We start from the raw sequence: 25516 nt of genomic DNA, 5'->3' as shown, positions 1-25516 counted from the left end.
CGTCCCCCGACGCGGCCCCGGGCCGGTTCCCATCCTCGGACCGGTCCTCAGGCCGGAACGGCCAGGTCGGCGCGCAGCCGCTCGGCGACCGCCGGGGGAAGGCGCAGCGCCTTGCTCAGATAGCCCTCGAGCCCTCCCCAGCGCTCGTCCATCGCGTCCAGAGCCGCCTCGAGATACCGGGGCCGGGCCTCGATGACCGCGGACGCGATGTCCGGATCCCCTCCGTCGTCGAGAAAGCGCCGCACCGCAGGCCCGAAGGCGGCTCGCACCGCTCGGTTCACCGCGAGGAACTCCGCGCGCACGACATCACGCGACGCCCCCGCCATCATCAGCAGGAGAGCGGTGGCCCAGCCCGTCCGGCCCTTACCGCTCGCGCAGTGGAAGAGCAGCGGTCTCGCCCCCGGATCCGCGACGGTGTCCAGGAAGGCGCGGTAGGCGGCCGCCGCCCCCGGAGACAGGACCATCCTGCGGTAGGTCTGTGCGAACAGTTCCTCGGCCCGCCCGCCGCCGAGCAGGACCGCGGCTCCGTCCGGGTCACCGAGCAGCGACCTGAGCCGGGCCGGCGCCATGCCCGGGTCGTCGCCGAGGACGTCGGCGACGAAGAGCCTTGCGCCCGTCGGCAGCCGGTCGGGGGCCCACCGGCGCTCGTCGGCGGTACGCAGGTCGACGACCGTGCGGATGCCGAGTGCGGCCACCGCCATGTCGTGCGGCTCGAAAGCGCTGAGCTGGCCCGAGCGCAGAAGGATTCCCTGCCGCAGGCGGCGGTGACGCCCCAGGGCGATACCACCGAGATCGCGCAGGTTGACAACGGTTGAGGCGGGGACGGCCCGGGCGGTCTGCACGATGAACTGCCTCTTTCCCGACAGACTGCAGGTCGGAATCAACGTCGCACGGCGTGCGTGGATCGACAAAGGGAACGTGAGGTACCGGGACACCGGGCGGTGGGGGTTCAGTCGGCGAGGATCCTCGTCTTCTGTTCCGCGAACTCCGCGTCGGTGAGCACCCCCCGCTGCCTGAGGTCGGCGAGCCTCTCGAGCAGCGTGATGACATCGTCCCCGCCGTCCGCCGGGACCCGCTCGTGCGCCAGGAGCCGGCCACCCGCCTCCTGGACCACCCGGGTGAGGGGCACCGACCAGAGGTCCTCCCACACGATCAGCGCCGCGGAGCTCCCCTCCGGGAGACGTCCGAGCGCCTCGAGACCCAGGATCTGCGGGAGCCCTGCCGGCGGATCGTCCGGTGGATCGAACGGCACCAGCCCCTGGGGGTCCATCTCCCGCAGTTCGACACGCTCGAGTGCGCCGCCCTCAGCGCGGCGGGCAAAGGCCAGATCGAGGATGCGTACCGCCTCGGACCCGACGGCGTCGGCCAGCGCGGGAGCGATCGCGTCGGCGAAGCGTCCGCCGGGAAAGGTGACGACGAGGTACTCCACGGGTCCCACGGCCACGATGCGTCCTTCCCCTGCGGTTCTGGATCGACAGCAGCATAACTGCGGGCAATACGCTACGCACTGTGAAAATCCATGACAGAAGTGACCTGGGCCGGCCTCCACAGCCGTACGGTGCGGCCGTCGACGCCCGTCCAGGGCGTGGGAAAATGGTCCGGTGACGCTGGAAGACCTCGTCCGGCTGCGCCGGGCCCGTGACCGGATGGACCGTGACTACGCGGAGCCGCTCGACGTTCCGGCGTTGGCGCGCACCGCTCTCATGTCGCCGGGGCACTTCTCCCGGACCTTCCGCGCCGCCTACGGGGAGACGCCGTACAGCTACCTGATGACGCGACGGATCGAGCGGGCGAAGGCCCTCCTGCGGCGGGGCGACATGACGGTGACGGAGGTCTGCTTCGCGGTCGGCTGCACCTCGCTGGGGTCGTTCAGTTCGCGGTTCACGGAGCTGGTCGGCGAGAGCCCGAGTTCGTACCGGGCCCGGCCCCATGACGCGGGCGCCGCCATCCCCGCCTGCGTCGCCAAGGTCCGCACGCGACCGGTCAGGAACGGAGAAGCGAAAGCCTCCCGCCGCCCGTAGCGTGATTCGCATGGACATCAAGCTTTCGCAGTGCTTCATAGCCGTCGACGACCACGACAAGGCGCTGGCCTTCTACCGTGACGTCCTCGGCCTGGAGGTGCGCAACGACGTCGGGTTCGAGGGCATGCGCTGGATCACCGTCGCAGCGCCGTCGCAGCCAGGTGTGGAGATCGTCCTCGAGCCGCCGCTCGCGGACCCGAACGCCGCCCCCGCCGACAGGGCGACCATGGCGGAATTGCTGGCGAAGGGCCTGCTGCGCGGTGTCATCTTCACCACGGATGACTGCGACGCCACCTTCGAGCGCATCCGTGCGGCGGGCGGTGAGGTCCTCCAGGAGCCGGTCGACCAGCCGTACGGCGTCCGTGACTGCGCCTTCCGCGACCCCTCCGGAAACATGCTGCGCTTCAACCAGCCCCGCGGGTGATTCCACCCCGGACGGCGCCCCCGTCCTGATAGACAACGACCGTCGCCGCGACGCACCGGCGACGCCGAGGCGACCGCGCAGGCGGCACGCGTGACAGATGGAGAACCGACAAGCATGGCAACGAGGAAGAACACGCGGTCGCCCGCGCCGCATGTTTCCGACAGCCACGATCTGATCCGCGTGCACGGCGCGCGCGTGAACAACCTCAAGGACGTCAGCGTCGAGATCCCGAAGCGCCGGCTGACGGTGTTCACCGGCGTCTCAGGCTCGGGCAAGAGCTCACTGGTGTTCAGTACGATCGCCGCCGAGTCGCAGCGGATGATCAACGAGACGTACAGCACCTTCGTCCAGGGCTTCATGCCCACGCTGGCGCGGCCCGACGTCGACGTCCTCGACGGGCTGACGACCGCGATCACCGTCGACCAGCAGCGGATGGGCGCCGACCCCCGCTCCACGGTCGGCACCGCCACCGACGCCAACGCCATGCTGCGCATCCTCTTCAGCCGGCTCGGCGAGCCGCACATCGGCCCGCCCAGCGCGTACTCCTTCAACACGGCCTCGGTCCGGGCGAGCGGCGGGATCACCGTCGAACGCGGTGCGGACAGGACCAGAACCGTCAAGGCGACCTTCAACCGCACCGGCGGGATGTGTACGCGCTGCGAGGGCCGGGGATCGGTATCCGACATCGACCTCACCCAGCTCTACGACGACTCGAAGTCGCTCGCCGAGGGCGCCTTCACCATCCCGGGCTGGAAGTCGGACAGTCAGTGGACGGTGCAGGTCTACGCGCAGTCAGGTTTCGTCGACCCGGACAAGCCGATCCGCAAGTACACCAAGAAGGAACTGCAGGCCTTTCTCTACGGGGAGCCCGTCAAGGTCAAGGTCAACGGCGTCAACCTCACCTACGAGGGGCTGATCCCCAAGATCCAGAAGTCGTTCCTGTCCAAGGACAAGGAGGCGATGCAGCCGCACATCCGGGCGTTCGTGGAGCGTGCGGTCACCTTCACCACCTGCCCCGAGTGCGAGGGAACCAGGCTCAGCGAGGGAGCCCGCTCCTCCAGGATCGAGCGCCTCAGCATCGCCGACGCCTGCGCGATGGAGATCCGCAACCTGGCCGAGTGGGTGCGCGGTCTCGATGAGCCGTCGGTGGCGCCGCTGCTCGCGGCGCTGCAGCGCACCCTCGACTCGTTCACGGAGATCGGCCTCGGCTATCTCTCGCTCGACCGGCCGGCGGGCACTCTCTCGGGCGGCGAGGCGCAGCGCGTCAAGATGATCCGCCACCTCGGCTCCTCGCTCACCGACGTGACCTATGTCTTCGACGAACCCACCATCGGCCTGCACCCCCACGACATCCAGCGGATGAACGACCTGCTGCTGCGGCTCAGGGACAAGGGCAACACGGTTCTCGTGGTGGAGCACAAGCCGGAGACGATCGCGATCGCCGACCACGTCGTCGACCTCGGCCCCGGGGCGGGCAGCGCGGGCGGGACCGTCTGCTTCGAGGGCACCGTCGACGGACTGCGGGCAGGCGACACCGTCACCGGCCGCCATTTCGACGACCGGGCCGCCGTCAAGGAGTCGGTACGCAAGCCCACCGGCGCACTGGAGATCCGCGGGGCGTCGGCGCACAACCTGCGGGACGTCGACGTCGACATCCCGCTCGGGGTGCTGACCGTCGTCACCGGTGTCGCCGGTTCCGGCAAGAGCTCGCTCGTGCACGGGTCGATCCCCTCCGGCGAGAACGTCGTGTCGGTCGACCAGAGCCCGATCAAGGGCTCGCGGCGCAGCAACCCGGCCACCTACACCGGACTGCTCGATCCGATCCGCAAGGCGTTCGCCAAGGCCAACGGTGTGAAGCCGGCGCTGTTCAGCGCCAATTCCGAGGGAGCCTGCCCCACGTGCAACGGCGCGGGCGTGATCTACACGGACCTGGGCATGATGGCCGGTGCCTCGACGACGTGCGAGGACTGCGAAGGGAAGCGGTTCGACGCGTCGGTCCTCGAATACCACCTGGCCGGCCGCGACATCAGCGAAGTCCTCGCGATGTCGGTGGCCGAGGCCGGGGAGTTCTTCGGCGCCGGTGAGGCGGCTACGCCGGCCGCGCACCGCGTCCTCGGCCGGCTCGCGGACGTGGGGCTCGGCTACCTCAGCCTCGGACAGCCGCTCACCACGCTGTCCGGCGGCGAGCGGCAACGACTCAAGCTGGCCACCCACATGGCCGAGAAGGGCGGCGTCTACGTCCTCGACGAGCCGACCGCCGGCCTCCACCTCGCCGATGTCCAGCAGTTGCTCGGCCTGCTCGACCGCCTCGTCGACTCCGGCAAGTCGGTCATCGTCGTCGAGCACCACCAGGCGGTCATGGCGCACGCCGACTGGATCATCGATCTCGGGCCCGGAGCCGGTCACGACGGAGGCCGGATCGTCTTCCAGGGCACACCGGCCGACCTCGTCGCCGACCGCACCACCCTCACCGGCGAGCACCTAGCGGCCTACGTCGGCCCCTGACCGTGGCTGCCCGACGCCGGCTCTTCCGCCGGGCGTCGGGCTCGCCTCGGGTCCCGCCCCGGGGACAAGGCCTCTCCAGCCGTGGAAATTCTCGCATTTCGGAGAGTGCAAGGTCACAGTCGGTAGCCCTGCTGCTCGTCGGAGTGCTGACCTAGCATCTGAGCATGACGGTCCTGCCTGCTGACGGGCTTTCTCTGGCCGCCGAGTTCCCCGACCCTTCCCACGACCAGTGGCAGAGCCTTGTCGAAGGCGTACTGCGCAGGTCAGGCAAGGAAGTCACGGGCACGGCCGCCGAGGAAGCACTGTCCACCGCACTCGAGGACGGGCTCACAGCCCGCCCCCTGTACACCTCGGCCGACGCGTCGGCGGACCCTGGTCTGCCTGGCTTCGCGCCCTTCACCCGCGGCAGCACGGCCACGGGCAGCACCACGGGCGGCTGGGACGTGCGCCAGCGCCACGCGCTGGCCGATCCCGTGCGCCTGAACGAGGCCGTGCTCGGCGATCTCGAGAACGGTGTCACGTCGCTCTGGCTGTCCGTGGGCGGACCGGGCGGGGTGCCGGTCTCCGGCCTCGGCCGCGCGCTCGAGGGCGTCCATCTCGACCTGGCGCCCGTCGCGCTCGACGCCGGCGCCGATCCCGGGCCCGCCGTCCGCGAACTGCTCGGGCTCTACGAGGCCCGTGGAATCGCGAAGGAGGCTGTGCGCGGCAGTCTCGGGGTGGATCCGCTCGGGCAGGCCGCGCGTACGGGCGCCGAGCCGGAGCTGGGCCCTGCCGCCCACTGGGCGCGGCTGTGCTCCCGCGAGTACCCCGGACTCCGCTCCCTGACCGTGGACGCGCTGCCCTACCACGAGGCGGGCGGCTCCGCCGCCGAGGAGCTGGGGCTCTCGCTGGCCACCGGTGTCGCCTACCTCCGTGAGCTGACGACGTCGGGGCTCAGCGTCCAGGAGGCGTGCGCGCAGCTGGAGTTCCGGTACGCGGCGACGGCCGACCAGTTCCTGACCATCGCGAAGCTGCGCGCCGCCCGGAGGCTGTGGGCCCGTGTCGCCGAGGTCTGCGGGGCCCCGGGCGCGGGGGCACAGCGCCAGCACGCCGTGACCTCGTCGGTGATGATGACGCGCCGTGATCCCTGGGTGAACATGCTGCGGACGACGCTGGCCTGTCTGGGCGCGGGCGTGGGCGGAGCGGAATCCGTCACCGTGCTGCCGTTCGATCATGCGCTGGGGCTCCCGGACGCGTTCGCCCGGCGCATCGCCCGCAACACCTCGACGATCCTGATGGAGGAGTCGCACCTGGCCCGGGTCATCGACCCGGCGGGCGGTTCCTGGTACGTCGAGCGGTTGACCGATGAACTCGCCGCCGCCGCCTGGTCGTTCTTCCAGGAGGTGGAGCGGACCGGCGGCCAGGCAGCCGCCCTTCGCTCCGGCATGGTCCGGGAACGGCTCGCCGCCACCTGGGCGGCGCGGAGCAAGGACCTGGCACGGCGCAAGGAGCCGGTGACCGGAGTCAGCGAGTTCCCGGCTCTCGACGAACGGCCGGTGGAGCGCGAGGCCGTGCCCGCCGCGCCGTCGGGCGGCGGACTGCCCGAGGTACGGCGCGATGAGGCCTTCGAGACGCTGCGGGCCAGGTCCGACGCTCACCTGGCGGCCACGGGCAGCCGCCCCAAGGTGTTCATCGCCGCACTGGGGCCCGCCTCGGTGCACACCGGGCGGGCCTCCTTCGCGGCGAACCTCTTCCTGTCCGGCGGCATCGAGCCCGTCCACGAACCGGCGTCCGTGGACGCGTCGACCGCTGCCGCGGCCTTCACGGCCAGCGGAGCGACGATCGCCTGCCTGTGCTCGACGGACACGCTCTACGGCGAACAGGCCGAAGCCGTCGCGTCGGCCCTCAGGGCCGCGGGCGCCGAACAGATCTTCCTGGCGGGCAGACCGGGCGAGTACACAGGGGCCGACGTCCACGTGTTCGCCGGCTGCGACGTGGTCGCCGTCCTCTCCTCCGAACTCGACCGCATGGGAGTGGCGTGATGCAGACCCCCGAGACCACCGGGACGACCGTGCCGGACTTCTCCGACGTCCCGCTGGCCGGCGAGCCCGCCACCGTGGTCCCCGAGGACCAGTGGAAGGCCGCGGTGAAGGAGTCGGCGGGCCGGTCCGAGGACGAGCTGCTCTGGGAGACCCCGGAGGGCATCGACGTCAAGCCGCTGTACACGGGGCGGGATCTGGAGGGGCTGGACTTCCTCGGCACGTACCCCGGCATCGCTCCGTATCTGCGCGGCCCGTACCCGACGATGTACGTCAACCAGCCCTGGACCATCCGCCAGTACGCCGGTTTCTCCACGGCCGAGGAGTCCAACGCCTTCTACCGGCGCAACCTGGCAGCCGGCCAGAAGGGACTCTCGGTCGCGTTCGACCTGCCCACCCACCGCGGTTACGACAGCGACCACCCCCGGGTCACCGGCGACGTCGGCATGGCCGGCGTCGCCATCGACTCCATCTACGACATGCGCCAGCTCTTCGACGGCATCCCGCTCGACAGGATGTCGGTGTCGATGACGATGAACGGCGCCGTACTTCCCGTACTCGCCCTGTACATCGTCGCCGCGGAAGAACAGGGCGTGCCGCCCGAGAAGCTGGCCGGGACCATCCAGAACGACATCCTCAAGGAGTTCATGGTCCGCAACACCTACATCTACCCGCCCGGCCCCTCGATGCGGATCATCTCCGACATCTTCGCGTTCACCTCGCAGAAGATGCCGCGCTACAACTCCATCTCCATCTCCGGCTACCACATCCAGGAAGCCGGCGCGACGGCCGACCTGGAGCTCGCCTACACCCTGGCCGACGGGGTGGAGTACCTGCGGGCCGGACAGGCGGCGGGCCTGGACGTCGACGCGTTCGCACCACGCCTCTCCTTCTTCTGGGCGATCGGCATGAACTTCTTCATGGAGATCGCCAAACTGCGCGCGGCCCGCCTGCTGTGGGCGAAGCTGGTCAAGGAGTTCGGGCCGAAGAACGCCAAGTCGCTGTCGCTGCGCACCCATTCACAGACGTCCGGCTGGTCCCTGACCGCGCAGGACGTGTTCAACAACGTCACGCGCACCTGCGTCGAGGCGATGGCCGCGACCCAGGGGCACACCCAGTCGCTGCACACCAACGCCCTCGACGAGGCACTCGCCCTCCCGACGGACTTCTCCGCACGGATCGCCCGCAACACGCAGCTGCTGCTCCAGCAGGAGTCCGGCACCTGCCGGGTCATCGACCCCTGGGGCGGCAGCGCGTACGTCGAAAGGCTCACACACGACCTGGCGCAGCGGGCCTGGCAGCACATCCAGGAGGTCGAGGCGGCCGGCGGCATGGCCAAGGCCATCGACGCGGGCATCCCCAAGCTCCGGATCGAGGAAGCCGCCGCCCGCACCCAGGCACGCATCGACGCCGGCCGCCAGCCGGTCATCGGGGTCAACAAGTACCGGGTGGAGACCGACGAGAAGATCGACGTACTCAAGGTCGACAACTCCTCCGTGCGCGCCCAGCAGGTCGAGAAGCTCCGCCGACTGCGTGAGGAGCGTGACGAGGCGGCCTGCCAGGCCGCGCTGCGCGCTCTGACGGCCGCGGCCGAGCGGGACCCCGGGCCAGGACTCGAGGGCAACCTGCTGGCGCTGGCCGTCGACGCCGCCCGGGCCATGGCCACGGTCGGGGAGATCTCCGACGCGCTGGAGAAGGTGTACGGGAGGCACGCCGGCCAGATCCGTACGATCTCCGGCGTGTACCGCAAAGAGGCAGGAGAGTCACCGTCGGTGGACCGCACCCGCACACTGGTCGATGACTTCGAGGAGGCGGAGGGACGGCGTCCGCGCATCCTCGTCGCCAAGATGGGACAGGACGGCCACGACCGCGGCCAGAAGGTGATCGCGACGGCCTTCGCCGACCTCGGTTTCGACGTCGACGTCGGCCCGCTGTTCCAGACGCCGGGCGAGGTCGCCCGGCAGGCGGTCGAGGCGGACGTGCACATCGTCGGCGTCTCGTCGCTCGCCGCCGGCCACCTCACGCTCGTGCCCGCGCTGCGCGAGGAGCTCGCCGCCGAGGGCCGCGAGGACATCATGATCGTGGTGGGCGGGGTGATTCCGCCGCAGGACATCGACGCGCTGCACGAGGCGGGTGCCACCGCGGTGTTCCCGCCCGGCACGGTGATCCCGGACGCAGCGCACGACCTGGTCGCGCGGCTCGCCGCCTCGCTCGGCCACGAGCTGTGAGCCGCTGACGGTGGCCGCGAACATCGACGTCGACGCCTACGTCAAGGGTGTGCTCGACGGGAAGAGGGCGTTCGTCGCGCGCGCGATCACGCTCGTGGAGTCGGCGCGGCCCGACCACCGGGTACTGGCGCAGCAGTTGCTGAGCGAGCTCCTGCCCCACGCCGGGCAGGCCCGGCGCATCGGTATCAGCGGGGTGCCCGGCGTGGGCAAGTCCACGTTCATCGACGCGTTCGGCACCCTGCTGACGGGCCTCGGGCACCGGGTCGCGGTGCTCGCCGTGGACCCGTCCTCCAGCCGCACCGGCGGCTCCATCCTGGGTGACAAGACCCGGATGGAGCGGCTGGCGGTGGACGCGCGCGCGTTCGTACGCCCCTCCCCCACCGCGGGAACCCTCGGCGGAGTGGCCAAGGCGACCCGAGAGTCCATCGTGGTGATGGAGGCGGCCGGCTACGACGTGGTGCTGGTGGAGACGGTCGGGGTCGGACAGTCGGAGACGGCGGTCGCCGACATGGTCGACACCTTCCTGCTGCTCACCCTGGCCCGTACCGGCGATCAGCTCCAGGGCATCAAGAAGGGAGTCCTGGAGCTGGCCGACGCCATCGCGGTCAACAAGGCCGACGGCCCGCACGAACGCGACGCCCGCTCCGCGGCACGTGAGCTGGCGGGCGCCCTGCGGCTGATGCACCCGGTGGACGCGGAATGGACTCCCCCGGTGCTGACGTGCAGTGCCAGGGAATCGACCGGCCTGGACGCGCTGTGGGAGCGGCTGGAGCAGCACCGTACGCTCCTGGAGGCCACCGGGCGGCTGTCGGCCAAGCGCCGGGAGCAGCAGGTCGGCTGGACCTGGACGATGGTCCGTGACGAACTGCTGGACAGCCTGCGCAGCCACCCGGCGGTGCGTACGCTGGCTCCCGAGCTCGAACAGCGCGTCCGTGACGGCGAGTTGACCGCCACGCTGGCCGCCGGGCGGATCCTTCAGGCGTTCCGAGGGGAAGCCTGATCCGGATCGGGACCCCGGCCGGCGCGCCGTCCTCGGCAGGCGGGGAGGCCGGACGCCCAGGGCGCCCGCTCCGGAGCCGTCACGGCCTTGCCCCCCCGGTTCCGGAACGGCCGTGGCGTCCGGGGTGCGGGCGGGCAGGACACCGTCCCAGGCCTCGCCCCGTGGATGCCGGAAGGGCGGAGGGCGGGCGCGACCGGGAGCGGCCACGCCCGCCCGGCCGGTCAGCCCCGGGCGCCCAGCGCGTCGGAGACCAGGGCGCGGGCCTCGTCCTGGACCTCGGCCAGGTGCGCGGCCCCCTGGAAGCTCTCCGCGTACACCTTGTAGACGTCCTCCGTGCCGGAGGGACGGGCCGCGAACCACGCGCTGTCGGTGCAGACCTTGAGCCCGCCGACGGCGGCACCGTTGCCCGGCGCCTCGGTGAGCACCGCGGTGATCGGCTCACCGGCCAGCGTGTCCGCGGTGACCTGCTCCGGGGAGAGCTTGGCCAGCACGGCCTTCTGCTCGCGCGTCGCCGGGGCGTCGACCCGGGCGTAGGCCGGGTCGCCGAACCGGGCGGTGAGTTCGCCGTAGTGCTGGGAGGGGGTGGAGCCGGTGACCGCCGTGATCTCCGAGGCCAGCAGCGCGAGCAGGATGCCGTCCTTGTCCGTGGTCCACACCCGGCCGTCGCGGCGCAGGAAGGAGGCTCCTGCGGACTCCTCCCCGCCGAATCCCAGGGTGCCGCCGAACAGGCCGTCGACGAACCACTTGAAGCCCACCGGGACCTCCACGAGTCGCCGTCCGAGGTCCGCGGCGACCCGGTCGATCATGGAGGAGGAGACCAGGGTCTTGCCGATGCCGGTACCGGCCGGCCAGCCCTCACGGTGGGAGTAGAGATAGCGGATCGCGACGGCCAGGTAGTGGTTGGGGTTCATCAGACCGCCGTCGGGCGTGACGATGCCGTGCCGGTCGGCGTCGGCGTCGTTGCCGGTGGCGATGGTGTAGGCGTCGCGTCGCTCGATCAGGGATGCCATGGCGTACGGCGAGGAGCAGTCCATCCGGATCTTGCCGTCCCAGTCCAGCGTCATGAAACGCCAGGTGGGGTCGGCGAGCGGATTGACCACCGTGAGGTCGAGCCGGTGGCGTTCGGCGATCCTCCCCCAGTACGCGACCGAGGCGCCGCCGAGGGGGTCGGCGCCGATCCGGATCCCCGCGTCACGTACGGCGTCCAGGTCGAGGACCGCCGGGAGGTCGTCGACGTAGGCGGTCAGGAAGTCGTGCCGCCCGGTGGTGGCGGCGGCGAGCGCCCGGGCGTAGGGGATCCGCCGGACCTCCTTGAGGCCGCCCTCGATCAGGGCGTTGGCACGGTCCTGGATCCAGGACGTGGCGTCCGAGCCGGCCGGACCACCGTGCGGGGGGTTGTACTTGAACCCGCCGTCGGCCGGCGGGTTGTGCGACGGCGTGACGACGATGCCGTCCGCGAGGCCGGCGGTGCGGTCCCGGTTGTACGTCAGGATCGCGTGCGAGACGGCCGGCGTGGGGGTGTAGCCGTCGTCGCTGTCGATCAGGACGGTGGCGCCGTTGGCCGCCAGCACCTCCACCGCCGTGATGCGCGCGGGTTCGGACAGCGCGTGGGTGTCGGCGCCGAGGAACAGTGGCCCGTCCGTGCCCTGTCGGTCCCGGTAGTCGCAGATGGCCTGGGTGGTGGCGGCGATGTGGTCGTCGTTGAACGCCGCCGCGAACGCCGATCCGCGGTGGCCCGACGTCCCGAAGGCCACACGCTGTCCGGGCTCGGCCGGGTCGGGACGGACCGTGTAATAGGCCGTCACCAGCCGTGCCACGTCCACCAGGTCTCCGGGCTGCGCCGGCTGCCCGGCCCGTTCGTGAACCATCGATTCTCCTCTGTCCTCATCGGCCGTTCGTGGACCGCCACGGGGCGGACGATCACCACGAGTCGTATCCGATACTGCCTCTTCGGCCGCGCCCCTGGGTACGCGGCCCGGCCAGCAGTACATCCGGCGCACGGTGGATCGGAGGGCCGTTCCACGGTGGTTGGCCGGTTCACGCGGAAAGCGCGACGAGCGACAGCGGGGCCGGAGAATACCGGCCCGGGACGGCCGGAACACCAGCCGCCAGAATTCGAGCACGCAACCCGACATGAATTGCGGCGTATTACCGTCAGCGTATCCGGGGCCTCCGGTATACGAACGGAGAGGTGCGGCACGGCCATCATGCGGCACGGCGACGGACCAAGGCGGACATAGCCGTCTGACACGCCGCAATATTCGGGGCACTGCGGACGCCGGCCTGTTCGGAGGTGATTTTTATGGACACGTGCGCGAGTCATGCGCGTTTCCCACGCACGCTCTGCCACAGTGCGTTTCGGTTTTACCCACTTGATCTCCGCCGCCATATTCCTTGCCGCCGGTGTTTACCCGAACCGGCTCTTCGGGGGCATGTGAAAGAGAGCCGTACGTGCTGCAGAAGAGTTGCCCAGACGAGAATCGACTGACAGTCCTTCACCTGGTCCAGCCGGTGGAAGGGGGAGTCGCACGGGTCGTGACCGATCTCGTGGCGGCGCAGGTCCGGGCAGGGCTGCGGACCGTCGTGGCCTGCCCGCCCCAGGGGCCACTGGCGGCCGGTGCCTCCTCCGCCGGGGCCCGGGTGTGCGCCTGGCCGGCGGAGCGTGCCCCCGGCCCCCGGCTCGGCCGGGAGGTCATCACGGCCGGCCGGCTGATCCGGGGATCCGCTCCCGATGTGATCCATGCCCACAGTGCCAAGGCGGGGCTGGCCGGGCGTCTCGCCGTGCGCGGCCGGATTCCGACGGTGTTCCAGCCGCACGCCTGGTCGTTCGAGGCCCTGGAGGGAAGGGCCGCGGAACTGGCCGTGGCGTGGGAGCGCTTCGGGGCACGGTGGAGCGACCGCATCCTCTGCGTCAGCGAGTCCGAGCTCCGGGCCGGGCAGCGCGCGGGCGTCACGGCACGCTGGTCGGTGATCCACAACGGCATCGACCTGGGCCGATTCCGGCCTGCCCATGAGGGCTCCGCCGCCTCCGTCCGCGCCTCGCTCCCCTTGCCCGAGGAGATCCCCGTCGGCGTGCCGCTCGTCGTGTGCGTCGGCCGCCTGAGCCGGCAGAAGGGCCAGGACCTGCTGCTGCACGCCTGGCGGAGGGCAACGGTGGGCGGTGCCCGGCTGGTCCTGGTCGGGGACGGGCCGTACGGGGAGGAGCTGCGGCGCTCCGCGCCCCCCGGAGTGCTGTTCACGGGGGCCAGCCCGGATGTGCGGCCCTGGATCCAGGCGGCGGATCTCCTGGTTCTCCCCTCGCGGTGGGAGGGGATGGCGCTGGCCCCCCTCGAAGCCATGGCCTGCGGCACGCCCGTCCTGCTGACCGACGTCGACGGGGCCAGGGAAAGCCTGCCGCCCGGTCACCTGCCCCATTGCCTCGTGCCGCCGGAGGACCCCGCAGCACTCGCGGCGGCGCTGACCACTCTGCTGAGCGATCCGGCGCTGCGCGTGGAGCTTGGCCGCACGGCACAGAGCCGCACCCGGTCGCTCTTCGACGTGACGGAGACCGCCGGTGCGGTCCTGCGCCTCTACCAGGAACTTGTCGGCCAGTCCCGCCCCACGACGAGGAAGCGCACCGAGCGATGACGACGGATAGTGCACCTGCCCCCGGAGCCGCCCAGGCAACTGCCGTACGGCGTGCGGCTGCCACGATCCGCCCGCCGCGCAGCGGCAGGGACGGGGCTCCGGCCCCACAGGCCGCCGGAGGTGCCGCGCGACGGCGGGCGCCGACGGCGCTCATGGCCTCCGACGCACTCTCCCTCGGCCTGACCGTGGCGCTGGTCGCACCCGGCCCGTGGCCACCGGTCGCCGTCCTCGTGCAGGCTGCCGTACAGCTGCTCCTGAACGCCTACCGGGGCCTCTACCGGACCGGGCTCTCCCCGTCCGCTCTGGCGGAGCTCCCCGCGCTGGCCGGGCTGGCCGCGGTGCAGTGGTACGTCGTCGCAGAGGCGGTGTCCGCGTACGACCCGCGCCACACCGTCGGGTGGGTGACGCTCGGCTGTGCGGCCGGCCTCCAGACCCTGGTGAGCTGCGGGGCCCGTGCCGTCGTACACCGGTCCCGGCTCTGGTCGGCCGCACGCGCTCCGCAGTCGGCGCTGGTGATCGGCGACGGTCCGGTCGCCGACCGGGTCGTCGCCGTGCTGCAGGAGCACGCGCGGTACGGGATGCGGCCGGTCGGCCGGGTGGTGGGCTCGGTGGGCTCCGGTACGGACGCGGACGCACCGGCCGGCCAAGCGCCGCTACCCGTTCTCGCGTCGGTGCGGGACGCCGGCCGGGCCGTGGTGCAGAACTCCGTACGGCATGCCGTCTTCACGGTCCCGCCCGAGGCCGCGCCCGACGGGGCGGAGCTCTTCGCGCTCTTCGTGCGGCACGGCTGCCGGGTGTGGCTGATCACCGATCAGGGGACGGTCGGCCACTGCAGGACCGCGCCCCGGCCGGACCATGTGTGGGGATTCGCGGCGCACTCGCTGTACCCCGGACCGCGCCGTCCGGTGGCTCACCGGGTGAAGCGGGCCATGGACGCCGTCCTGGCCACGGTGGCACTGGTGGTGGCGTCCCCGGTGATGGCCGCCTGCGCACTCGCCGTACGGGTCTGCGACGGCCCCGGCGTCATCTTCCGTCAGGAGCGGATCGGCAGGTACGGGCGGCCGTTCGTCCTGCTGAAGTTCCGCACCTTGCGCCCGGCCGACGCCCACGAGTCGGCCACCCGGTGGAACGTGTCGGCCGACCGGCGCATGAGCGGCGTGGGCAGGACGCTGCGCAGGACGTCGCTCGATGAGCTGCCGCAGCTGTGGAACGTCGTGCGCGGAGACATGAGCCTGGTCGGGCCGCGCCCCGAACGGCCCTACTTCGTCGCGCAGTTCAGCCGGAAGCACCCCGGTTACCGGACCCGGCACCGGATGCCGGTGGGCATCACGGGACTGGCCCAGGTGCACGGCCTGCGCGGCGACACGTCGATCGAGGACCGGGCCCGCTTCGACAACCGTTACATCGAGACGTGGTCGCTGTGGCAGGACGTGTGCGTGCTGGCGCGCACGGCCGGCTCGGTGTTCCGGCTCGGAGGCAGCTGACCCGTGACACTCACCCTGACCACGGCACCGGCCGCACAGACCGCCCGCGAGAAGGCGCTGCCCCGCGAGCGGCGCGACCGCTGGCCGCTGCTGCCGCTGCTGCCGCTGCTGCCGCTGCTGCCGCTGCTGCCGCTGCTCGCGACGGTCCTGCTCGTGGCCCTCCCGGCAGACGGCACGGAGACCGGGAGCGTGTCCGGCGTACGGGCGGCCGATCTGCTCTCGGGTGTGGCCGTGCTCGTCTGCGCGGGCCGCCTGCTGTTCCTGCGGCGGCGTCCGCTCACGACGGCCGCGGCGGTGGTGCTGGGACTGCCGGCGGTGGGCATCGCCCTGGCCACGGTCACCGCCGCGGACCCGGTGGCGGCACTGCCGGGGTTCGTGCGGTACCTGCAGATCTTCGTCCTGGTGCCGGCCGCCGTCCTTCTCCTGGTCAGGGATGCCCGGGGGTTCCGGGCCGTCGCGGGCGCGGTCGTCCTGCTGGCGGCCGTCCAGGGCGCGACGGGTGTCCACCAGTACCTCACCGGCTCCGGCGCCTCCTACATGGGCGAGGACGTCCGCGCGGTCGGCACGTTCGGCCCCGGTGACGTGATGGGGATGGCCACGGTCGTCGGCTACGGTCTGGTCGCGGCCACCGCGTACGCGCTCCGCGCCCCCGCCGGCGCGCCTCGTCCGCTGAGGGCGTGGGCCCTCGCGGCCGCCGCGCTTCTGGTCGTCCCACTCGCGCTGTCCTTCAGCCGGGGGGCGTGGATCGCGACGGCCGCGGGGGCCCTCGCGGTGATCGCGCTGACCGGACTCCGGCAGGCCGTCCGCGCGCTGGCTGTGCTGGGCGCGGCCGGAGTCGTCCTGGTGGGCGGATTCGGCGTCGGGTCCGAGATGATCTCGCAGCGCCTCACCAGCATCACCGAGGTGACCAGTACGCCCGACCGGTCGGTCAACGACCGCTACACCATGTGGGCCGCCGCGACGGGCATGTGGCGCGAGCACCCCGCGACCGGCGTCGGTCTCAAGGGCTTCCCGGCGCACCGGGACGCCCACGCCTCGATCGGGCTCTCCGCCGGCAGCGACACGGCGGGTGCCGGGCAGGAGTTCCGCAAGCAGCCGCTGCTCTCCCCCCACAACATGTATCTGCTGGTGCTCAGCGAGCAGGGGCTCATCGGCTTCACGGCGTTGGCGGGCTCCTGGGCGGCCCTGCTGGTGGGCGGGGTACGCAGGCTGGTGCTCGCACGGGCACGGGGAGCCGCGGCCGTCGACTGCGGTCTCGCCGCCGTCGGGCTGATGACCTGGCAGACGGTCGACTTCCTCTACGCGGACATCGGTGGTCCCTCCACCGTCCTGACCGGGATCGTGCTCGGTCTTGCCGCGTGGTGGGCACTCTCCGAGCCGGAGAGGGCGACCGCCGCGTGAGCGGGACCGCCACGGGTGAGGCCGTGGAGGCTACGGTCACCGGTGAGGCCGTGGAGGCTACGGTCACCGCGCCGTCCACGCCAGATGCTCCGGTCCGGCCCGGACGCTTCCTCGCGCGGGCGGCGGGCGGTGCGGCGGGTCTGACCGTGGTCGCCGCCCTGCTGGGGCTCGTCCGGGACCAGGCCATCGCCCGGCTCTTCGGCGCCAGCCATGCCAGCGACGCCTTTCTGATCGCCTGGACGGTGCCGGAGATGGCGGCCACGCTGCTGATCGAGGACGGCATGGCGCTGCTCCTCGTACCGGCGTTCAGCCTGGCCCTGACGCGGCGTGCCGGCGGTGGCCACGCCCGGGACCCGGTCCGCGCCCTCGTGGCCGGCACCCTTCCGAGGCTGTTCGCCGCGCTGGCCTGTGCGGGCGGGCTGCTGGTCTGGGGCGCTCCCTGGGCCGTCGGTATCCTCGCGCCCGGTCTGGACGACCCCCGGCTCGCGGTGGAATGCACACGTCTGACGGCCGTCACGGTGCTCACCTTCGGCATCACGGGGTACTTCAGTGCCGCGCTGCGGGCGCACGGCCGGTTCCTGGCACCGGCCGGTGTCTACATCGCGTACAACATCGGCATCATCGGCATGACTCTGGCGCTTCACACCGTGTGGGGGGTGCGCGCCGCGGCCGCGGGGGTCGCCGTGGGCAGCCTGCTGATGATCCTCACCCTGCTGCCCACCTTCCTACGGCTGATGCCGGGCCGGGGCGGTGAGCGGGCGGCGCGGAAGCGGGGCCCCGCTCTCCTCGGCGCGGCGGTCCTGGCGCCGGTCGTCCTGTTCGTGGTGAGCCGTCAGTCGCAGGTGTTCGTGGAGCGGTTCCTCGCCTCGTCCCTGCCGGACGGTGCCATCTCCCATCTCAACTACGCGCAGAAGGTCGCGCAGCTGCCGATGGTCCTGTCCATGATGATCTGCACGGTGACCTTCCCCGTCGTCGCGCGGGCCATGGCCGCCGGGGACCGGGACGGTGCCCGGCGACGGGTCGAACGTGATCTCGCCCTCGCCGGGACCGTGGTGCTGCTGGGCACGGCGACGGTGTTCGGCTGTGCGCCCCTGATCGTCGAAGTCCTTTTCCAGCGGGGCGCCTTCGACGCCACGGACACCGCCGCCACGGCCGGTGCCATGCGGGTCTACGCCCTCGGGCTGCTCGGCCACACGCTGGTCGGCGCTCTGTGCCGGCCCTTCTTCTCGGCAGGCAGGCCCACCTGGTACCCGCTCTGCGCGATGGGGGCGGGGCTCCTGGTCACCACAGCGGCCGGGCTGCTCCTGACCCGCCCGTTCGGCGTCAACGGCATCGCGGCCGCCAACGCCCTCGGCATCAGTACGGCCGCCGTGCTGATGCTGCTCGGGCTGGGCTCGCGGGCGGTCGCGGTGCGGACCGGGACCGTCGCGCTCTCCCTCGCCCGGCCGGTGGCGGCGGCGGCGGTCGCGGCAGCCGCCGGCCGGCTGGCCACGGACCTGGTGGCCGGACCGGTGGCGGGCCTGGCGGCCGGCTGCCTCCTCGTACCCACGGCGTTCCTTCTCACCGGGCTCGCGCTCCGAGCCCCCGAGGCCGTTCATCTGCTGGCACTCATCCGACAGAGGTTCCCGCATGGCCGTTGACACTTCGCCGCGCCCCGCCCGTACGCTCCGGTTCCGGTCCGAGGCGTGGATCCTGACCTATCACTCGGTGAGTGATCCCGCGGACGATCCGTACGGGATCACCGTCTCCGCAGACCGCCTCGACGAGCAGCTGACCTGGCTGCGGCGCCGAGGGCTGACCGGCGTGGCCATCGCGACGCTTCTGGGCGCGCGGACCGCCGGGAGCCGGGGGCTGGTCGGGCTCACCTTCGACGACGGGTACGCCGACTTCCTCGACGAGGCGCTCCCGGTGCTGCTCGCTCACGGCTGCACCGCGACGGTGTTCGTCCTGCCCGGCCGTCCCGGGGGCTCCAACGCCTGGGATCCGCTCGGCCCGCGCAGACCGCTGCTCACCGAGGAGGGCATCCGTACCGTCGCGGCGGCGGGCATGGAGGTCGGCTCCCACGGGATGCTCCATCGGAACCTGACGGCACTGCCCGACGACGAACTGCGCAGGGAGACACAGGGCAGCAGGGACGCGCTCACCCGCATCGTCCGGCAGACGCCGTCAGGCTTCTGCTACCCGTACGGCACGGTCGACCGGAGGGTGGTCGAGTCCGTACGGGCAGCGGGATACGCCTACGGCTGCGCCCTCGCCCCCGGCGCGCTCTCCGGCCCGTTCGCCCTTCCCCGCACGCATGTCAGCCACGCCGACCGAGGCGCCCGTCTGCGGGCCAAGGAAGTACGGCACAGGCTGCTGCACCGCTCCGCCGGCACGGCGGCGCAGGGTGACGCGAGGTGAAGGCGCTGCACATCATCACCGGCCTCGGAGTCGGCGGGGCCGAGCAGCAACTGCGGCTGCTGCTGCGCCACCTGCCGGTGCGCTGCGACGTCGTGACGCTCACCAACCCGGGAGCGGTCGCGGAAGGGATGCGGGCGGACGGCGTCCGGGTGCGGGACCTGGGGATGAGGAGCAACCGGGACCTCGGCGCCGTGCCCCGCCTGGCCCGGCTCATCCGCCGCGGTTCGTACGACCTCGTGCACACGCATCTCTACCGGGCCTGTGTCTACGGCCGGATCGCGGCGCGCCTCGCCGGGGCCACGGTGGTGGCGACGGAGCATTCACTGGGGCACGCGGAGATCGAGGGACGACCGCTCACCCGGGGCACCCGGGAGCTCTATCTGCGCACCGAGCGGCTCGGAGCGGCGACCGTCGCCGTGTCCGACACCGTCGCGGGCAGGCTGCGCGACTGGGGTGTGCCGGCCGCCCGGATCCATACGGTGCCCAACGGTATCGATGCGGCGGCATTCCGCTTCGACAGCGCGCAACGGCGCTTCACACGGTCCCTGCTGGGACTCCCCGACGCGGCCTACGTGGTCGGGGGCGTGGGCAGGCTGGTGCCCGGAAAGCGCTTCGATCTGCTGATCGGCGCCGTCGCCGCCCTCCCCGGTGCCTGGCTCGTACTGGCCGGTGACGGACCGGAAGCCGTGCCGCTGCGTGCTCTCGCCGCCCGGCTCGGTGTGGCAGGCCGTGTCAGGTTCCTCGGCGAGTGCGGCACCGCGGGCGCCGCTCCCACGATTCCCGCGGTGCTCAGTGCCGTCGACATCTTCGTCTCGGCGTCACGCGAGGAGTCCTTCGGCCTTGCCGTCGTCGAGGCCCTGGCCGCCGGACTGCCCGTGGTGCACGCGGCCTGCCCCGCGATCGAGGACCTCCCGGCGGGCCGGGTGCCGGGCACCACCCGTATCGGCTCCTCCTCCGGCACGACCGGTCCGGAGGAGGAGCTGACAGCCGCGCTGCGGCACCACGTGGAGAGCGGCACCCGGAGGCTGCCGCCGCCTCCCGTCGTGGACGCCTACGACATCAGGTCCAGCAGCCGGCGCCTCCTGGACGTCTACGCACAGGCCGTCGCCACCGCCCCCCTCCCCCCGACCGAGAGAGTTCACCCATGACCGACTCGCCCGAGCAGCAGCCGTCCGTCATCGGACGCTTCCGCAGGCTGCGCCCCGCATTCGTACGGCCCGCCTGGTGGCCACTGCCCGCCTGCGTCCTTCTGGGAGCCGCCTGCGGATTCTCGTACGGAATGCTCGCCCGGCCCGAGTACGCGGCCACCAGCTATGCCATGGTCACCGCCGGCAAGGACATCGATCCTGCCGCCGCGCTGGGCTACGCGCAGTCGTACGGCCGCCTGGCCACCAGCGACGCCACCCTCACCTACGCCAAGGGGGCCGCCGGGGAACCCGTCCGTGAGCTCCGCGGGCACGTGCGGTCCGAGACCTCCCCCGACTCGCCCATGATCGCGGTCACCGGTACGTCGGCGGACCGGGACCGCGCCGCGGACATCGCCAACGCGGTGACCGAGGCCGTGGTCGTCAGCAGCGGACACGTCGCGAAGGACACCGGCGTGAAGCTGATCAAGTTCTCGCACGCCGTGACGCCGGTCGATCCGGTGTCCCCCTCCGCGCCGCTCGGCACGGCCGTGGGCGCCTCCGTGGGCGGGCTGGTCGGCGGACTGGTCCTTCTGGTCCGCCCCCGCCCCGGCCGCCGGGGTGTCACCGCTCAGGTACCCGCCCCCGCCCAGGGCGGCGCGTCCGACGAACGGGAGCTCGTGCGATGAACACCGGCCTTCGCGGGAGGCTCACCGTCACCCTCTGCAGGGATCTGCCGGACTTCGCGGATCTCGCCCCCGAGTGGGACGCGCTGCACCGCCGCTGCACCTCTGCCACGCCCTTCCAGAGTCACGCGTGGCTCCACTCGTGGTGGCTCTCCTACGGAACCCCGGGCCGGCTCCGGGTCCTGCTGGCGCGCCGGGGCGGACGCCTGATCGGCGCGGCACCCCTGATGCTCGTGCACCGCCCGATGCCTCTGCTGGTGCCGATGGGCGGCGCGATCTCCGACTTCTTCGACATCCTGGCGGACGGCGAGGACACCCGGGCAGCGGTCGACGCGCTGGGGCACGGACTCCACCGGGCAGCCGCACACGCGGTCGTGGACTTGCGGGAGGTACGGCCCGAAGCCTCGGCACACCTGCTGTTCGAGCAATGGCCCGGCGCCCGGAGCAGCCGCTCGGACTCGACCTGCATGGAATTGCCCGCCGGGCCGATCGACGCCCTCATCGGACGGATGACCGGTTCGCGTGCCCAGCGGGCCCGGGCCAAGCTGCGCAGGATCGACGCGTTGGGCATCGAGTGCCGGACGGCGCCCGTTCACCGGGTGGCGGGCGCGGTCGGCACCCTGCTGCGGCTGCACGAACTCCAGTGGCTCGGCAGAGGGGTCAACCCGGAGCACCTGCGGCCCCGCTTCTGTGCGCACCTCGTGCGGTCCGCTCGCCGGATGGTGCGCGACGGCGAGGCCTCGGTGAGGGAGTTCCTGCTCGACGGGGAGGTGGTGGCCGCCGACCTGTCGTTCCGGTCCGCGCAGCTGACCGGGGGTTACCTCTACGGTGCCGATCCCCTGCTCAGGGAGAGGAAGGTGGACGTCTCCTCGATGCTGCTGCGCGAGATCGCGCGGGAGACGGTGGGCTCGGATGGCGGTGTGCTGAGTCTGCTGCGTGGCTCGGAACAGTACAAGAACCACTGGGGCCCGGTGCCCGTCGTCAATCAGCGTCTGCTGCTGGCCCGTTCCGCACTGGAGCCGCTGTTGCGGCTGCGCGAGACGCAGCTGACCGTGCGGGACCGGGCCGCGGAAACGGTGAAGTCCCGCTTTCCCGGAGCGCGGGACTGGCGGGGCCGGCTGAGCGAGCTTCCGGCTGCCGGGCTCGCGGCCCTGGGCCGGAGTTGAGTCAGGATGATGAGTTTTGGGCCGATCCGTTACCGTCTGTCGATTTTCGCGTTGTCAGGGCATACCGGCCGCACGCTCCGCAGCCGGTTCCGACCCCCTCAAGGAGAACTCATGTCGCGTATCTCGAAGGTGGCCGCCGTCATGGCAGGCACCGGTGCCCTCATCGCCGGCGGTGCCGGCATGGCCGCCGCCGACGCCGGTGCGGAGGCCGTCGCCGCGCACTCCCCCGGTGTCCTTTCGGGCAACGCCGTCCAGGTGCCCGTCCACATCCCGGTCAACGTGTGCGGCAACACGGTGAACGTGATCGCCCTCCTGAACCCGGCGTTCGGCAACACCTGCGCGAACGTGTCGGACAGTCACGAGAACAAGGGTGAGTACGGCTACGGCCACTGATCCCGCCGAGGCACCACCGGGCCTCCCCCTCTGCTTCCAGGCGGAGGGGGAGGCCCGTTCCCGTTCCGGCGAGGCCAGGAGCTGTTCCGGGGACGGCCGGCGCCCCTCAGACGTACCGGTAGAACCGGGTGTGGTCCATGAGCTGCGAGGGCGCCACGTCCCAGGGCGGCATCGGCTGGTCGGACGCGAAGATCCGGTCCCGCTGCGGGTCGTGGGCGGGGAGTGCGCGGGCCGGCAGGTAGGGGGAGCGCGGATGCGCCTTCTGCCAACGGGTCCAGAGCAGGTCGATGAAGGCGTGGTGCAGCCAGAAGACCGGGTCGTCGGGTGAGGCCGCGCCCGCCATCGAACCGCCGATCCAGCGGTGCACCCGGTTGTGGTTGGCCACCCCGCGGGCGCCCCTGATGCCCCAGCCCTCGATCCTGTTGCGGAAGCCGGTGGTGCTGACGCTGTTCCAGGGCTCGGCGTCGTACACCGGATCCTTCAGCGCGCGGTCCACGTCCGCCGCCCCGGGCAGGGTGACGGGCGCGGAGGGCCGGCCGAAGTCGCGCCGCAGGAAGGGGTCGTCGGTGACTCCGGCGCGGATACGCCAGTTCCCCCGCCGGTAGGCGAACGGCCCGGTCATGACCTGCCGGTCGCCCGGCCGGCCGTTTCCGCCGAGGAAGTCCTCCGCCCAGAGGGAGGCGCTCGCCGTGTCGTCCCGCGTCCAGTCCCAGTACGGAAGCGTCACCCGGGGATCGACGGCCCTCAGTGCCTTCTCGAACTCCAGCAGATATCTGCGGTGCCAGGGGAAGAAGGACGGGGTCATGTGGGCGGGCCGAGGCCTTCGCTCCGTGTCGGTGACGTAGTACTGCCTGTGCAGGGTGACGAAGTCGTCGTAGCGTCCCGAGCGTTTGAGCTCGAGGATCGCGTCGACCAGGCGTTTCTTCTCGGTCCGCGTGAGGTCGCGTTGATTCTTGCGGCTGTGCACCCGTGCTCCGTCCTCAGGGCTCAGATGGTGTGCGGGGAGACGGCTGACAACTGGGCGGTGCCGAGTTCGTCGACCGCCGCGCGGGCCGTCTCGACGAGGGTCGGGAACGACTCGTAGTGGTTGACGGTGCTGATATAGCTCCCGTCGGCGCGCCTCATCACATGCAAGGCACGTCCGTCGACACTGACGTCGATGCCGGGGGTCATGGCGACGGCCCCGGCCTCACCGGCGTGCGACTGTGCGCCGGCCGGCACCACGGGCGTGGCCGTCCCCCGGATCTCCCGGCCCTTGTAGAACTCGGAGAACCGCTCGGGGCCCACTGCGTCGCGCTCCTGGGTGCGGCCTCCGGGGTCCGGGCTCTCGAGGAGGACCGGGGCGAGTGCGCCGCCGGTGCCGGCGACCACAGCCGCGGTGAAGACGGTGCGCAGGACCGCCCGGCGGGCCGGCCGCGGGGCGCCGCCCGGACCCCCGCGCGTGCCGTCGGTCGGGTTCATGGTGGGTGTACCTCCCTCTCGTCCGCTTCTGCGAGGTGTCCCGCTCGACTGGGCAACGAGACCGGGGGCGAACGGTTCTCATCCGCAGGACATCACGCGACCGTGGGAATTGTCCGGCCCGTCCGGCCGTGTCGGCCGCCGAGTGCCTTCCGCCGGGCGAGCATGGTCCTCCTGACTCCCGGAGGCTGAGCATGGAAGCGCCGACACTGGTGACCGCGGACCGCGTGCGAGGGGCGGCCGGTGCCGACCTGGCCGACCCGGCCTTCTGGCGGCTGCCACGGTCCGAGCGGCTGGCCGCGTTCGCCCGGCTGAGAGAGCTCGACGCACCGGTCCGCTTCACTCCTCGGACGGGGCCGCGGACTCCGTTCCGCGCGTTGGTGAAGCACGCTGACGTAAGGGCGGCCAGCCGGCAGCCGCAGGTCTTCACGAGCGCACCCGGGGTGACCGTGCCCGAACCGGCGCCCTGGGCGAAGGCGGTGTTCGGCAACTCCATGGTCAACATGGACGGCGCCGAACACGCCGGGCTGCGCAGGACCATCTCCCGTGCCTTCACGCCGAGGCTGCTCGCCGAGGCGGAGGAGAACATCGGTGCCGTCGCCCGGCGGCTGGTCGACGAGGTGGTCAAGGAGGGCCCGGGCGACTTCATGCGCTCGGCGCCCTCCCGTATGCCGTTCGAGGTCATCTGCGACCTGATGGGCATTCCCGCACGCCATCGGCCCGGGATCGCCGCACGGATCGACCACGCGTCGGAGTACGTCGGAGTACGGAGGCGTGGCCGCGCGCGGCTGCGGATCCCGGGGCGCGGACTGCGCTCCCTGGCCCGCATGCAGCTGGAGATGGCGGGCATCGCCCGAGAGCGGCGCCGCGTCCCGGCGGACGACGTCATCTCGGCGCTCGTCCGCGCTGACGTCGGCGGACAGGCCCTGTCCTCGCGCCAGCTCGGCGCCTTCTTCTCGCTGCTGCTCGTGGCCGGTGTGGAGACCACCCGGAACGCCATCGCCCACGGGATGGTCCTGCTGACCGCACATCCCGATCAGAGGGCCCTCCTGGAGTCCGACTTCGACCGCTACGCCGACGGAGCGGTCGACGAGATCGTCCGGCACTCGACGCCGATCATCCAGTTCCGAAGGACGGTTGCTTCCGAATGCGCACTCGGCGGCCACACTTTTCTGCCGGGGGAAAAGGTCGTACTCCTCTATGCGTCGGCGAACCGGGACGCGTCCGTCTTCGACGACCCGGACGCGTTCGACATCACCCGGTCCCCGAATCCGCACCTCGGATACGGCGGCGGAGGTCCCCATCACTGTCTGGGGGCGCACCTGGCGAAGCTGGAGATGAAGGCTCTCTTCCGCGAGATGCTCACGCGGCTGGACGGGGTCCGTGCTTCGGGTGATCCCGGTCTGATCGATTCGAATTTCGACAACCGGGTGCGTGCCCTGCCTTTCACCTTCGACGTGCGTCACCCGAATGGTCCGCTCTGAGCCTGGACGTGTCGCGAATGGTCTATTCACGGCCGTTCCCGGAGCCCGTCGTTGAATCTTTCTCCTTAGGGTCGACAAGGCCGGACAGGCCGCAATC

Annotated in this window: 21 protein-coding genes; 16 read left to right on the top strand and 5 right to left on the bottom strand. The window is 71.8% G+C overall.

The features are described from left to right. Positions 1–47: 47 nt before the first annotated feature. A complete protein-coding gene (locus tag OO67_RS29805; protein ID WP_033305020.1) occupies positions 48–842 on the bottom strand; it encodes a tyrosine-protein phosphatase in 795 nt (264 codons plus the stop codon). Positions 843–949: 107 nt separating this feature from the next. Next, on the bottom strand, positions 950–1444 hold the full coding sequence (locus tag OO67_RS29800; RefSeq protein WP_033304855.1) for an SHOCT domain-containing protein: 495 nt from the start codon (positions 1442–1444) through the stop codon (positions 950–952). 157 nt (positions 1445–1601) lie between these two features. Here OO67_RS29800 and OO67_RS29795 point away from each other — a divergent pair, with 157 nt between their 5' ends. The 6 genes from OO67_RS29795 (at position 1602) to meaB (ending at position 10196) form a co-directional block, all read left to right on the top strand. Beyond that, the gene (locus tag OO67_RS29795) at positions 1602–2021 is read left to right on the top strand and encodes a helix-turn-helix transcriptional regulator (protein WP_033304854.1); all 420 of its coding nucleotides are present in this window, start codon (positions 1602–1604) and stop codon (positions 2019–2021) included. Between the two features lie 10 nt (positions 2022–2031). Then, a complete protein-coding gene (locus tag OO67_RS29790; RefSeq protein WP_033304853.1) occupies positions 2032–2445 on the top strand; it encodes a VOC family protein in 414 nt (137 codons plus the stop codon). Between the two features lie 114 nt (positions 2446–2559). Beyond that, on the top strand, positions 2560–4950 hold the full coding sequence (locus tag OO67_RS29785) for an ATP-binding cassette domain-containing protein (protein ID WP_033304852.1): 2391 nt from the start codon (positions 2560–2562) through the stop codon (positions 4948–4950). A 164-nt stretch (positions 4951–5114) separates the two neighbouring features. After that, on the top strand, positions 5115–6971 hold the full coding sequence (gene mutA / locus OO67_RS29780; RefSeq protein ID WP_033304851.1) for a methylmalonyl-CoA mutase small subunit: 1857 nt from the start codon (positions 5115–5117) through the stop codon (positions 6969–6971). Continuing rightward, positions 6971–9196 (top strand): methylmalonyl-CoA mutase, encoded by a 2226-nt coding sequence (gene scpA / locus OO67_RS29775; RefSeq protein ID WP_033304850.1) that lies wholly within the window; start codon positions 6971–6973, stop codon positions 9194–9196. Before mutA ends, scpA begins: the two co-directional genes overlap by 1 nt. 10 nt (positions 9197–9206) lie before the next feature. Then, positions 9207–10196, top strand: a complete 990-nt coding sequence (meaB, locus tag OO67_RS29770; RefSeq protein WP_033304849.1) for a methylmalonyl Co-A mutase-associated GTPase MeaB — start codon at positions 9207–9209, stop codon at positions 10194–10196. Positions 10197–10417: 221 nt separating this feature from the next. Here the strand turns inward: meaB and pgm are convergent, their stop codons facing one another. Continuing rightward, entirely contained in the window at positions 10418–12064 is a 1647-nt protein-coding gene (gene pgm / locus OO67_RS29765; RefSeq protein WP_033304848.1) for a phosphoglucomutase (alpha-D-glucose-1,6-bisphosphate-dependent), read from the bottom strand. A gap of 583 nt (positions 12065–12647) precedes the next feature. Here pgm and OO67_RS29760 point away from each other — a divergent pair. The 9 genes from OO67_RS29760 (at position 12648) to OO67_RS29720 (ending at position 22477) form a co-directional block, all read left to right on the top strand. After that, on the top strand, positions 12648–13823 hold the full coding sequence (locus tag OO67_RS29760; RefSeq protein ID WP_033304847.1) for a glycosyltransferase family 4 protein: 1176 nt from the start codon (positions 12648–12650) through the stop codon (positions 13821–13823). After that, positions 13820–15307, top strand: coding sequence for a sugar transferase (locus OO67_RS29755; protein WP_033304846.1), 1488 nt, complete (start codon positions 13820–13822; stop codon positions 15305–15307). The genes OO67_RS29760 and OO67_RS29755 overlap by 4 nt, the downstream gene beginning before the upstream one ends. Before the next feature lie 87 nt (positions 15308–15394). After that, positions 15395–16708 carry an O-antigen ligase family protein gene (locus tag OO67_RS29750; RefSeq protein WP_051710037.1) on the top strand — a complete coding sequence of 438 codons (1314 nt, stop codon included), beginning with the start codon at positions 15395–15397 and terminating at the stop codon, positions 16706–16708. A gap of 50 nt (positions 16709–16758) precedes the next feature. Continuing rightward, positions 16759–18348, top strand: a complete 1590-nt coding sequence (locus tag OO67_RS29745) for a lipid II flippase MurJ (protein ID WP_033305018.1) — start codon at positions 16759–16761, stop codon at positions 18346–18348. Further along, positions 18338–19108: a polysaccharide deacetylase family protein gene (locus OO67_RS29740; RefSeq protein ID WP_033304845.1), complete on the top strand. Its 771-nt coding sequence runs from the start codon at positions 18338–18340 to the stop codon at positions 19106–19108. Before OO67_RS29745 ends, OO67_RS29740 begins: the two co-directional genes overlap by 11 nt. Next, positions 19105–20256 carry a glycosyltransferase gene (locus OO67_RS29735; protein WP_033304844.1) on the top strand — a complete coding sequence of 384 codons (1152 nt, stop codon included), beginning with the start codon at positions 19105–19107 and terminating at the stop codon, positions 20254–20256. The genes OO67_RS29740 and OO67_RS29735 overlap by 4 nt, the downstream gene beginning before the upstream one ends. After that, positions 20253–20921: a YveK family protein gene (locus tag OO67_RS29730; protein ID WP_033304843.1), complete on the top strand. Its 669-nt coding sequence runs from the start codon at positions 20253–20255 to the stop codon at positions 20919–20921. The genes OO67_RS29735 and OO67_RS29730 overlap by 4 nt, the downstream gene beginning before the upstream one ends. Then, entirely contained in the window at positions 20918–22084 is a 1167-nt protein-coding gene (locus OO67_RS29725) for a GNAT family N-acetyltransferase (RefSeq protein ID WP_033304842.1), read from the top strand. Before OO67_RS29730 ends, OO67_RS29725 begins: the two co-directional genes overlap by 4 nt. Before the next feature lie 111 nt (positions 22085–22195). Then, entirely contained in the window at positions 22196–22477 is a 282-nt protein-coding gene (locus OO67_RS29720) for a chaplin (protein ID WP_033304841.1), read from the top strand. Positions 22478–22583: 106 nt separating this feature from the next. Here the strand turns inward: OO67_RS29720 and OO67_RS29715 are convergent, their stop codons facing one another. Then, positions 22584–23444, bottom strand: a complete 861-nt coding sequence (locus OO67_RS29715) for a tyrosinase family protein (protein WP_033304840.1) — start codon at positions 23442–23444, stop codon at positions 22584–22586. A 20-nt stretch (positions 23445–23464) separates the two neighbouring features. Then, entirely contained in the window at positions 23465–23938 is a 474-nt protein-coding gene (locus OO67_RS29710) for a tyrosinase family oxidase copper chaperone (protein WP_033304839.1), read from the bottom strand. 191 nt (positions 23939–24129) lie between these two features. Between OO67_RS29710 and OO67_RS29705 the strand changes: the two genes are divergently transcribed. Then, positions 24130–25419, top strand: a complete 1290-nt coding sequence (locus OO67_RS29705) for a cytochrome P450 (protein WP_033304838.1) — start codon at positions 24130–24132, stop codon at positions 25417–25419. Positions 25420–25516 lie beyond the last annotated feature (97 nt).

Origin of the sequence: Streptomyces atroolivaceus, assembly GCF_000717025.1 — a bacterium.
Taxonomy (GTDB): domain Bacteria; phylum Actinomycetota; class Actinomycetes; order Streptomycetales; family Streptomycetaceae; genus Streptomyces; species Streptomyces atroolivaceus.
The sequence above is the reverse complement of the archived record's forward strand: the minus strand, read 5'-3'. Positions and strand labels throughout refer to the sequence as shown.